The sequence below is a fragment of the Clostridium sp. 2218st1_F5_2218SCRN_220325 genome (assembly GCF_039062665.1).
In the GTDB taxonomy this organism is placed as follows: Bacteria; Bacillota; Clostridia; order Peptostreptococcales; family Peptostreptococcaceae; genus Intestinibacter.
On sequence record NZ_JBCLNH010000009.1, the window covers coordinates 104,247 to 114,641 of the forward strand.

10 protein-coding genes are annotated in these 10,395 nt (G+C 28.1%); 6 read left to right on the plus strand and 4 right to left on the minus strand.

Annotated elements, in window-relative coordinates; all coding sequences use genetic code 11:
* Window positions 1–8: 8 nt before the first annotated feature.
* Complete coding sequence (locus tag ABCM86_RS07380) at window positions 9–497, plus strand: hypothetical protein (RefSeq protein ID WP_195931748.1); 489 nt, start codon at window positions 9–11, stop codon at window positions 495–497.
* A 67-nt stretch (window positions 498–564) separates the two neighbouring features.
* On the opposite strand, the gene ABCM86_RS07385 is transcribed toward ABCM86_RS07380, so the two are convergent.
* A complete protein-coding gene (locus tag ABCM86_RS07385) occupies window positions 565–1,455 on the minus strand; it encodes a helix-turn-helix domain-containing protein (protein ID WP_195931749.1) in 891 nt (296 codons plus the stop codon).
* 409 nt (window positions 1,456–1,864) lie between these two features.
* Here ABCM86_RS07385 and ABCM86_RS07390 point away from each other — a divergent pair, with 409 nt between their 5' ends.
* From ABCM86_RS07390 to cysK, 3 genes are all read left to right on the plus strand, one after another.
* Window positions 1,865–2,299 (plus strand): Rrf2 family transcriptional regulator, encoded by a 435-nt coding sequence (locus ABCM86_RS07390; RefSeq protein ID WP_343003772.1) that lies wholly within the window; start codon window positions 1,865–1,867, stop codon window positions 2,297–2,299.
* Window positions 2,300–2,491: 192 nt separating this feature from the next.
* Window positions 2,492–3,802 (plus strand): O-acetylhomoserine aminocarboxypropyltransferase/cysteine synthase family protein, encoded by a 1,311-nt coding sequence (locus ABCM86_RS07395; RefSeq protein ID WP_343003773.1) that lies wholly within the window; start codon window positions 2,492–2,494, stop codon window positions 3,800–3,802.
* A 47-nt stretch (window positions 3,803–3,849) separates the two neighbouring features.
* The gene (cysK, locus tag ABCM86_RS07400) at window positions 3,850–4,779 is read left to right on the plus strand and encodes a cysteine synthase A (protein WP_343003774.1); all 930 of its coding nucleotides are present in this window, start codon (window positions 3,850–3,852) and stop codon (window positions 4,777–4,779) included.
* 299 nt (window positions 4,780–5,078) lie between these two features.
* Here the strand turns inward: cysK and hydE are convergent, their stop codons facing one another.
* The 3 genes from hydE to ABCM86_RS07415 all read right to left on the minus strand — a co-directional run bounded on the left by hydE (window position 5,079) and on the right by ABCM86_RS07415 (window position 8,054).
* A complete protein-coding gene (gene hydE, locus ABCM86_RS07405) occupies window positions 5,079–6,128 on the minus strand; it encodes a [FeFe] hydrogenase H-cluster radical SAM maturase HydE (protein WP_343003778.1) in 1,050 nt (349 codons plus the stop codon).
* 192 nt (window positions 6,129–6,320) lie between these two features.
* On the minus strand, window positions 6,321–7,292 hold the full coding sequence (locus ABCM86_RS07410; RefSeq protein WP_343003775.1) for a hypothetical protein: 972 nt from the start codon (window positions 7,290–7,292) through the stop codon (window positions 6,321–6,323).
* A gap of 27 nt (window positions 7,293–7,319) precedes the next feature.
* On the minus strand, window positions 7,320–8,054 hold the full coding sequence (locus ABCM86_RS07415; RefSeq protein ID WP_295763929.1) for an HAD-IB family hydrolase: 735 nt from the start codon (window positions 8,052–8,054) through the stop codon (window positions 7,320–7,322).
* A 169-nt stretch (window positions 8,055–8,223) separates the two neighbouring features.
* Between ABCM86_RS07415 and ABCM86_RS07420 the strand changes: the two genes are divergently transcribed.
* Window positions 8,224–9,309 carry a hypothetical protein gene (locus ABCM86_RS07420; protein ID WP_295676475.1) on the plus strand — a complete coding sequence of 362 codons (1,086 nt, stop codon included), beginning with the start codon at window positions 8,224–8,226 and terminating at the stop codon, window positions 9,307–9,309.
* Window positions 9,310–10,147: 838 nt separating this feature from the next.
* The coding region (locus ABCM86_RS07425; RefSeq protein ID WP_343003776.1) for a formate--tetrahydrofolate ligase at window positions 10,148–10,395 on the plus strand (248 nt) is incomplete at its 3' end.

Below are 10,395 nucleotides of genomic sequence, written 5' to 3' on the forward strand. Positions count from 1 at the left end.
TTGATTAAATGGGCAGAAAAATTGCATATACAGGGATGCTTTTGGCAGTAGATGTTACGATATTTTTAATGGTTAATTTATTTCAAACAAATACTATTTTTCTGTTGGGTTTAGCATCTCTTCCTATTGCTATTGTTATTATGAATTGGGGGCCAAAAACAGGCATAGTATTTTATCTAGCATCTGTAATACTTAGTTTTATAGCAATGGCAAATAAAATTCATTGGGCTATATATACACTTACATTTGGCATATATGGATTGATTAAATTTTTAATAGAACAAGATAGACCAATAATTTTGGAATATATACTTAAGTTACTTTACGCAAATATAGCTTTAGTAATATTATATTTTATTGCAAAACAATTTGTATATGTACCTTCAAAGTGGTATCTAGTCTTATTATTTGAAGTAGTATTTTTAATATATGATTATGTTTATTCTTTATTTATAGATTATTATGATCAAAAGCTAAAACATATTTTTGAAAAATAAATTTAAAAGAGATATCTATTATAATTTAATTATTTATTATGGATATCTCTTTTTATATATTTAAATCTTATGAATTTCTATATTCATGTGGTGTTTGACCTGTTTTCTTTTTGAATATTTGTATATAATGACTTACATTGTTGAACCCTACATTTTCAGCAATATCTAGTATAGAAAAGCTGGTATTTTTTAATAATTTCATACTTTCGTTAATTCTATAATTAATTAGATAATCGTAAGGTGACATTTTAAGTGATTTCTTGAAAAATCTGCAACACTCACCTTTACTAACAAATACAGAATCAGCAATATCTTGAAGAGTGATTTTATTACTATAATTTTTATGAATAAAGGATAAAACATCTTTGACCCTTTCTTCATTGATTGGTTTGGGTTCCGTTTTTTGAGAAAATATATCATTTTCATTCAGTACTAATAAAAGCCAAAATCTCATTAAATTTATATAAATTTCTAATTCATATCCTCTAGATTTTGATATGTCAGCAGTTATTATATCCATAATGAATTTTAATGCTTCTTTTTCCCACTTATTTTCCCCATAAATTTCAATTGAATTTAAATTATCTGCTGTAATAACGGGGTCGATGTACTTTTGTTCAATTATGCTTCCAGGGAAAGTTTTTAATAACTTAGGGTTAAATATTACAGAATGATAGATACAATCTTTATCACCAACACTTTTAGCCATGTGTATTCTTTGTGTATTTATAAAAATTCCCTGACCACTCTTTAAAATATATGACTTTTCCCCAACTATAAACTCTATAGACCCTTTAGTTACAATTGATATTTGTATTTCATCATGCCAATGAAGTTTAACATAACCTTTAGAAAAATTTCTAATTTCACTAAAACTAACTTCAAAGGGGAATGAATACATTTTTTCAATACTAATATCTTCTAATTTGTCATTTAAAACCATTTTATTAGGACGCATAAAATTCACCCCTTATATGTTAATATATTGATATTTTTTCGTTAAGATACTGATAGAAATAAAGTTATCTTGACGATATAATTATAATTGAAAATATCTAGTTAATCAAATTAAACTAGCAAAAAATATATTGTTTTATTAAATAATATATACAAATAAATAATTAAAAAATAAGCAATATAATTATATAACATAATTATATTATTGAGATTGTAATTATCTATAGCTTTAGAGCAAAAAATAATATACCAAACCTAACGAACTGGACCCCTCCAAAAAAAATATATGGGTCCTTTTTGTTTGTTCAAAAAAATATGTTATACTAAATAATAATATACGAAACAAAGGTTTGTTAAGTTAAAAAACTTATTTTTTTAAGGGTAAAATATTTTTTAAGGAGATGGGTAATTTGAAAATTTCAACAAAGGGAAGATATGCATTACGTCTAATGATTGACTTGGCAATAAATGACGAGGGGAAATGTATAAGAATAAAAGACATTGCTAAAAGACAAGAGATTTCTGAGAAATATTTAGAACAAATAATATCTATACTAAATAGAGCTGGGTACATAAAAAGTGTTAGAGGTCCTCAAGGAGGTCACAGACTAGCAAGACATCCAAGAGAATATACAGCAGGGATGATACTTAGATTAACAGAGGGAAGTTTAAGTCCTGTAACATGTTTAGATGATGATATAAATCAATGTAGTAGACAAGCACAATGTGCTACATTGGAGCTATGGAAGATGTTAGATAAGGCTATAAGTGATGTTGTCGACAATGTGACACTTGAAGATTTGGTTCAATGGCAAATAAATAAAAATAATAATTATATTATTTAAGAAATATATAGAACTGCTTAAAATAACTAAGATTTTAAGCGGTTTTTTTGTGCAAAAATTTAAATGTAAAAAAATACCATATTTCATATTGACATAGTAGGATTTATGAACTACTATTAAAGCATACTGAACAGGTAGGAAATGGAAAATATAAAGATTGAAATAAATATTTATATACAGGGGGATAACAAAATGTCAAATAAAATAAGTAGAAAAGATAGAAAGTTAAAATTTGAAACATTACAACTTCATGTAGGTCAGGAATCACCAGACCCAGTTACAGATGCAAGGGCAGTTCCAATATACCAAACATCTTCATATGTATTTAAAAACTGTGACCATGCAGCTGCGAGATTTGGATTAAGTGATGCAGGGAATATATACGGAAGATTAACTAATCCAACAGAAGATGTATTTGAACAAAGAATGGCAGCACTTGAAGGTGGGGTAGCAGCATTAGCTGTAGCTTCAGGAGCAGCAGCACTAGCTTATACATTCCAAAACTTAGCTCAAAATGGGGATCATATAGTAGCAGCTAATAATATCTATGGGGGAACATATAACTATTTAGCACATACATTCCCAGAATACGGTGTAACAACTACTTTTGTTGACCCAGCGGATAAAGAAGCCATAGAAAATGCAATAAAAGAAAATACGAAAGCAGTATTTATAGAAACATTAGGAAATCCAAACTCAGATGTAGTTGATATAGAAGCAATATCAAAAATAGCACATGACCACAAAATACCTCTAGTGATAGACAATACATTTGGAACACCTTATTTAATAAGACCAATAGAACATGGTGCAGATATAGTTGTTCATTCTGCAACTAAATTTATAGGAGGTCATGGAACAACAATCGGTGGAGTAATAGTAGATGGAGGAAAATTTGATTGGGAAGCATCTGGCAAATTCCAAAGCTTAGTTGACCCAAATCCAAGTTACCATGGAGTAAGCTTTACGAAAGCAGTTGGACCAGCAGCTTTTGTAACAAAAATAAGAGCTATATTACTTAGAGATACAGGAGCTACACTTTCACCATTCCATGCATTCTTATTTTTACAAGGATTAGAAACTTTATCACTAAGAGTTGAAAGACATGTAGAAAATGCATTAAAGGTTGTTGAATATTTAAATAATCATACACAAGTTGAAAAAGTTCATCATCCATCTATAACAGATGATCCAGAACAACAAAGATTATATAAAAAATACTTCCCAAATGGTGCAGGTTCAATATTTACTTTTGAGATAAAAGGAGATGCTCAAAAAGCAAAAGATTTTATAGATAATCTTGAATTATTCTCATTACTTGCTAATGTGGCAGATGTTAAATCATTAGTAATACATCCAGCATCTACAACACATTCACAATTAAATGAAGAAGAATTATTAGAACAAGGTATAAAACCAAATACTATACGTTTATCAATAGGAACAGAACATATTGATGACATTATACAAGATTTAGAAGAAGCATTTAAATCTGTTAAATAGTAGATATATAGATAAAAAGATTGAAAGATCTTTAGGAGGAAAATAAAATGTCTAAAATAGCTAAAAAACTAACTGATTTAATAGGAAATACACCTTTACTTGAACTTGGAACTTATAGAGATGAAAATAAATTAGAAGCAAATTTAATAGCGAAACTTGAATACTTCAATCCACTTGGAAGTGTAAAGGATAGAGTTGCAAATGCAATGATAGAAACTGCTATTAAGGAAGGTAAAATTAATAAAGATACAGTAATAATAGAACCTACTAGTGGAAATACTGGTATAGGATTGGCATTTGTTACTGCAACAAAAGGTCTTCGTTTAATACTTACTATGCCAGAAACAATGAGTATAGAAAGAAGAAGAATAGTTTCTGCATTAGGAGCAGAAGTAGTATTAACACCTGGAGTAGAAGGAATGAAGGGTGCTATTGCAAAAGCAGAAGCATTAAAAGAAGAGTATGGAAATGCATTTATTCCACAACAATTTGAAAATGAAGCTAACCCTAAAATCCATTTTGAAACTACTGGTCCAGAAATATGGAGAGATACAGATGGAGAGGTCGATATATTTGTTGCAGGTGTAGGTACTGGAGGAACAGTCACAGGTATAGGAAAATATATAAAATCTCAAAATCCAAATGCAAAAATAGTTGCAGTAGAACCAGCTACATCAGCAGTACTTTCTGGTCATAAACCAGGACCTCACAAGATTCAAGGTATAGGTGCAGGATTTGTACCTAAAGTTTTAGATTTAGATATAGTAGACGAAATAATTCCTGTTGAAAATGAAGATGCTTTTAATGCATCGAGAGCAGTAGCAAAAGCAGAAGGTTTGTTGGTTGGTATATCATCTGGTGCATCAATTTACGCTGCAACAGAGCTAGCTAAAAGACCAGAAAACAAAGGCAAAAATATAGTTGTTTTATTACCAGACACTGGTGAAAGATATTTATCAACAACTTTATTTGAATAGATTTATATAAAATAACTCTTAACAAAGTGAAAAACTCACTATGGCAAGTCAGGCCAAAGGCTTGCCATATCCCCAGGATAACTTATAAAAATGGTATCCCTTAGTTAGTATATAAAATACAAGTATAATAACTAATATAAAAGCTGGAATATAACTTTAAATTTAAGTTATTCCAGCTATTTTTTTAATTTCTAACCTATTAACTAAAGCAATGGAATCTTCGATTCGTTGGCGCTATGAGCGAAGCGAATTTTTTTAACTAAAACAAAAATACAATCTATAGTTAGCTTTTAATTATATTATTTTCTTGTCCAAGTTATATTATCTCCACGAGACATATCTAGTACATATCCCGCAATATTTATTCTATTTTCGATGCAGTGACGACATTCTGCTGCCTCATCTCCTGTGCATATTTTATTGTCATAAAGTTCATATTTTTTTCTAGAAGAAGTAGGTGATAAGTTTGGCATGGCAACATTAGCGCCGGCATCAAATCCTTTTTCACGACCTACTGGATCTATTGTTCCTAAGGCTGTAGTTGCTGGCAATAGGCAAGTAGGAAGTAATAATCTAATTAATGATAGCATTAGTGTAGTTTCCTCAACAGTACCTGCAGGTTCATTCTTAAATTGAGTATCGTGATGTGGGATAAAAGGGCCTATTCCAACCATATGTGGGTCTAGTTCTTTTAAAAATAGTAAATCTTCTGCTAAAATTTCTGATGTTTGATAAGGCGAATGAACCATAAATCCAGCACCTATCTGATAACCAATTTCTTTTAAGTTTCTTAAACATTGAATTCTGTTTTGGAGTGACATACATCCTGGGTGAAGTTTTTTATAATGTTCTTCGTTTGCAGTTTCATGTCTAAGTAAATACCTATCTGCACCTGCATCATAGTATTTTTTATATGATTCATAACTTTTTTCACCTATAGATAGTGTAACTGCGCAATTTGGATATTTGGATTTTATTGATTTTACGATTTCTACAATTTTATCATCAGTAAAATATGGGTCCTCGCCACCTTGTAAGACATAAGTATTATATCCAAGAGTGTGACCAATATCAGCACATTGCATAATTTCATCTAGAGAGAGTCTATATCTGTCGGCATTTTTATTTGATTTTCTAATTCCACAATAATAGCAGTCGTTTTTACAATAATTAGTGAACTCGATTAAAGCTCTTAAATAAACTTTATTGCTATAGTATTTATCCCTTAGACAGGATGCTTTTTTATGTAGATATTTTCTATCTTCATCATTTATATTTTTTATTATATAAACTAATTCTTCCTTAGTTAATATATGTGTATCTGCCAGTTTATCGATTAAATTTCTTATATTCATAAAACTTCTCCTTTAAAATAAAATATAAAATTCATACTTGGAAAGTATGGAATTACTTATATTTTAGCACAAAAACATATTATGTGTAAAATTATGGAAATTAAGGTGAATACAAAAAAAACTGTGAGAAAAATAGATTATTTAACTCACAGTTTCGTATAAAAAGTTATTTTTTAATAATTAATTTTATAATTTAAAGTAATTAACTTGGTAATCAGTTAACTCAGTATCACATTCAGCACAGTGGAAACTTTTCTTAGATGTTATGAAACTATTTGATTCATTATCGTACTCAGTTTTCATTTTCGTAACTATACCGGCAGCAGTAAGGTCTTTACCACATTTTTTACAGTTTTGAACTGTGCATATATTTTCCAAAAATGCAGGATTTAACTGTTCTATAGTGTATCCACATTTTGAACAATTTACTCCATTTTCTTGTTCTTTTGATGTAACTACTAATCCTTTACCATCTTTAGAATATTTATAATTTACCTTTTCTACAGTTGAATAACCAGATTCAAAGATGTTGCAACTACAATTAGGACATATGAATTTAGGTTCATATCCATTTATATTAGTATTTTCTTTTGTATCCGTATTTTCAGTAGGTGTAGATTCTTTTTTAGTCTCTTCTGATTTTTTAACAGTTTCAGTTTTATCAGTTTTATTAGGAGTAGATTTTGCTTTTTCTTCTTTTTTTGGTTGTTCACTTTGACCACCATAATAAGCTCCACCTAAGTCAACTTGACCGCATAAATCAGATAATTTTTCTCCCATAGTTTTTAAGAAAGTTTCTAATTCATCTTCAGGATTACTTTCTTCTTTATTTTTATTAGAACTATCGAAGTTTAATATATAATCATAAATATCTTTTGCATTAAATTGTACTGCAGCTGCTAAAATATGTTCTTTTATAGTAGCATACTCTTGATTTTTAGAAGGATTATTCAAGTTGATTATATCATTATCTAAAATGAATTTGACTATTGAAAGATAGTCGTATTTAGTTGCAAAGAAAAGAACCATTTCATCTAGATTATTGTCAGAAATTCTGTCCGCAAAATCAACAAATACTTCTGGAGAATCTAGATAGATTTTCTTTTCTAAATCTTTTAAATCGCTAAGTATTTCTATAATATTAAATATTTTTTTCATAATTAATTAATCCTCCTCGATTAAATTTTATAAATCATTTTCATATAATTTCACACTTGGATCAAGAGAGTAGATTATATCCTTTCTTTCTACTATAATTTTAGTAGTTTTTGATAATGTCTCATCTTGATTTATGTGAAGTAAAAGCTCCTTTGTAGGATTTATGGCAATTGGATTACCAACTCGTCTCAACATATTAATATCACCGTTTGTGTCTCCATAAGCATATGATTGATTTAAGTCTAAGTTGTACTTCTCAACAAGTTCGTCAATAGCCTTATTTTTGCTTACAGAATCCCACATTGGGATAACTTCACCAGTAAATGCATTATCTTTAAATACATATATACTGCCTCGATAATCTGTAATATTATATTTTTCCGCCATTTTTTTTACTAGAAAATCGGGGCTACCAGAGATAAATATAACTTTATGACCTTGTGATAAATGCCACTTAATTCTAGAACGAGTATAAGTATAAACTCTTTCTGATTTTAATTTGATTACTTGGTCTGTTGCAAAATCTATTGCTGATTTATCTAATCCCATTAGTGATTTAACATATAAATCACACAAGTTTAGAAGATAATCGTCGTAATTTCCTTGTCTTCTATCCCAAGTCATAAAAATGTCTCTCGTATTGTCAACCCATGCTTTTTCATCAACAACTTCATATTTAATCAGTTTTTTGAAATGTTCAACCATAAGCGAATCCCTATAGATTGTACCGTCGATATCAAAAAAGGCTGCTGTATTTTTCATAAAGATCACCCCTAATTATGCTTTCTTATATTATATTATATTTTGTGTAAATAATATACTAAGACTATAAAATATAATTAAAATGATATATTATAGTTGTATTATATTTAAAAATAGAACTAATAATTAAAGATAAAGACTTTTTAGATAAGATTAGAGAGGAGAATATATGAATTTTGAATATGCAAAAATAACAAGGTCTAGACTTATGGGAAGTATGGGACTTATTACAAAATATAGCGATGAAAATAACGAAGTATTTGAATACTATCTTTTAGATTGTGAAGGGTTAGGTTTTTGTGATTATGTAAGATTAGAAAATCCTACAAAACAAGAAGCATATATGGAAGAAGAGCGATTAATGGGGGGATTAGGAGAAAATAGAATATTTATATCTGAAGATAGAGCTCTATTTTTAATCCAGTACTTTGGACGCAAAAATTTAGAATATGAAAAGCCACTTCCAGATGGTGAAGAGTATTATATGAATATAATAGAAAATTACGAAACAGAAGTTACAATGGAAGAGATGTTCCCTATTTTATGCAGAAAAGTGACTAGCGAAGTAGAATTTATAAACTTCATGACTATGAGATTTATTGCGTGGGATAGAGAAGCACTTAGATATTTCTGTGAAAATGAAGAAACTGCATATATGCATATTACTAATATAAATGGAACACTTCTTAAAAATACAGTTTATGAAAAAGGTAATGGCAGATATATAAGTAAGCCAATTTATGAAGATAGCGATGGTTATTATGTCTGTAAAATCGCATTTAATATAGAAAAAGAGAATGATGAATACAAAGTAAAATCAATATTTGTTACTGATAAACAGCCACTTTATGATTTCCAAGTATTTGATGAAATATCTAAAAATGAGTTTGTAGATATTTATAATTTAAAAGAATACGACGAGTTTGTGGACAAGTTCTATACAGATAATCCTTTTATGATGAAAAGCCATTTAGACGAGGGGACATTCTTCACTAGATTTAACTTTAATAACAATCATGTAAAACAAAATGTATATGTAATAAATAATGACTTAAAAGCAGTTTATTATGTAATGGAAGATAAATTATATGTTGGAACTTATTCAAAAAGAGACAGAGATTATATAAATAAATTGTTAATAGCAAACTACAAAGATTATATATCATTTGATGATGCAATGTGTTTTGAGCAAAATGTATTATATGATTTTGCTGAATCTGGTTGTGATGATTTTTATTATTTTATAGAAGATTAAAAAATATATAGAAAATATTTTGATAAAATATTATGAATTGAAAATGGCTATCTATTTCTTAAAATAAAAAATATTAACAAAAAATGAGAATTAGTATCAAATTATATTGATAATCCTTATAAAATATGTTACTATTATTTCAGTAGTTAATTTAGGTTAACAAAATAGCCCTTTAAAGTGATGAAAAAATAGCTCCTATATTTATATATAGGAGCTGTTTTTTTATGTAAATAATTATATTTATTTATAACTAATAATTGTTATAGAAATATTAAATTTTATAAAATTGTGGGAAAAATAAATTTTTAGTACTATAATTTAATTACATAGTTTATTTATATTTATTTGGATAAGATTATTTGCTACGCAAAGAATAATCTTATTTTTTTGCAAAAAAGAAGACAACCCAGAATTATCTAGATTGCCTCCTATTACGTATTTATAATATTGGGGGAATATTATGAGGAATACATTTATATTATTGGCAGGAAAAAAAATCTTATACACTTTTCTAAAAAATTTCTAAAAAATTTTCAAAGCACTTAAATCACTATTTCTTGATAGTTATAATAAAATAAATTCTCTTGTTATAAATAAAGTTATGGGTATAATATATAGAGCACATGTATAAATAAAACATACAAAAAAATATACAAAGTGCAAGAAAAAACATGTTAAAAGAATGACGTTTTGTTGGTAAAACAACATATATTTAGTATTTATTGGGCTATAATAAATTTATAATAACAAGTCGAAATATAATATATTTTCGATCTGCCAGACTATTTATTTAAAACGTATTTATTTTAAAAATTCAAATTGTGGGAGGATGTTTATTATGGGATTCAAATCAGATATTGAAATAGCTCAAGAAGCTAAACCTCAAGATATTAGAGAAATTGCAAAGAAATTAGGATTAACAGAAGACGATTTAGAGTTATATGGTAAATATAAAGCTAAAATTGACTACAACTTACTTAAAAAAGATAATGGGAAAAAGAAAGCTAAGTTAATATTAACTACAGCTATCAACCCAACTCCAGCAGGAGAAGGTAAAACTACTACTACTATAGGTGTGGCTGACGG

Bases quoted from the DNA above. Each gene is read 5' to 3' on its own strand.
- ABCM86_RS07385 (WP_195931749.1), bottom strand. From the start codon at position 1,455: ATGCGTCCTAATAAAATGGTTTTAAATGACAAATTAGAAGATATTAGT.
- ABCM86_RS07420 (WP_295676475.1), top strand. From the start codon at position 8,224: ATGAATTTTGAATATGCAAAAATAACAAGGTCTAGACTTATGGGAAGT.
- ABCM86_RS07410 (WP_343003775.1), bottom strand. From the start codon at position 7,292: ATGAAAAAAATATTTAATATTATAGAAATACTTAGCGATTTAAAAGAT.
- ABCM86_RS07415 (WP_295763929.1), bottom strand. From the start codon at position 8,054: ATGAAAAATACAGCAGCCTTTTTTGATATCGACGGTACAATCTATAGG.
- cysK (WP_343003774.1), top strand. From the start codon at position 3,850: ATGTCTAAAATAGCTAAAAAACTAACTGATTTAATAGGAAATACACCT.
- ABCM86_RS07395 (WP_343003773.1), top strand. From the start codon at position 2,492: ATGTCAAATAAAATAAGTAGAAAAGATAGAAAGTTAAAATTTGAAACA.
- ABCM86_RS07380 (WP_195931748.1), top strand. From the start codon at position 9: ATGGGCAGAAAAATTGCATATACAGGGATGCTTTTGGCAGTAGATGTT.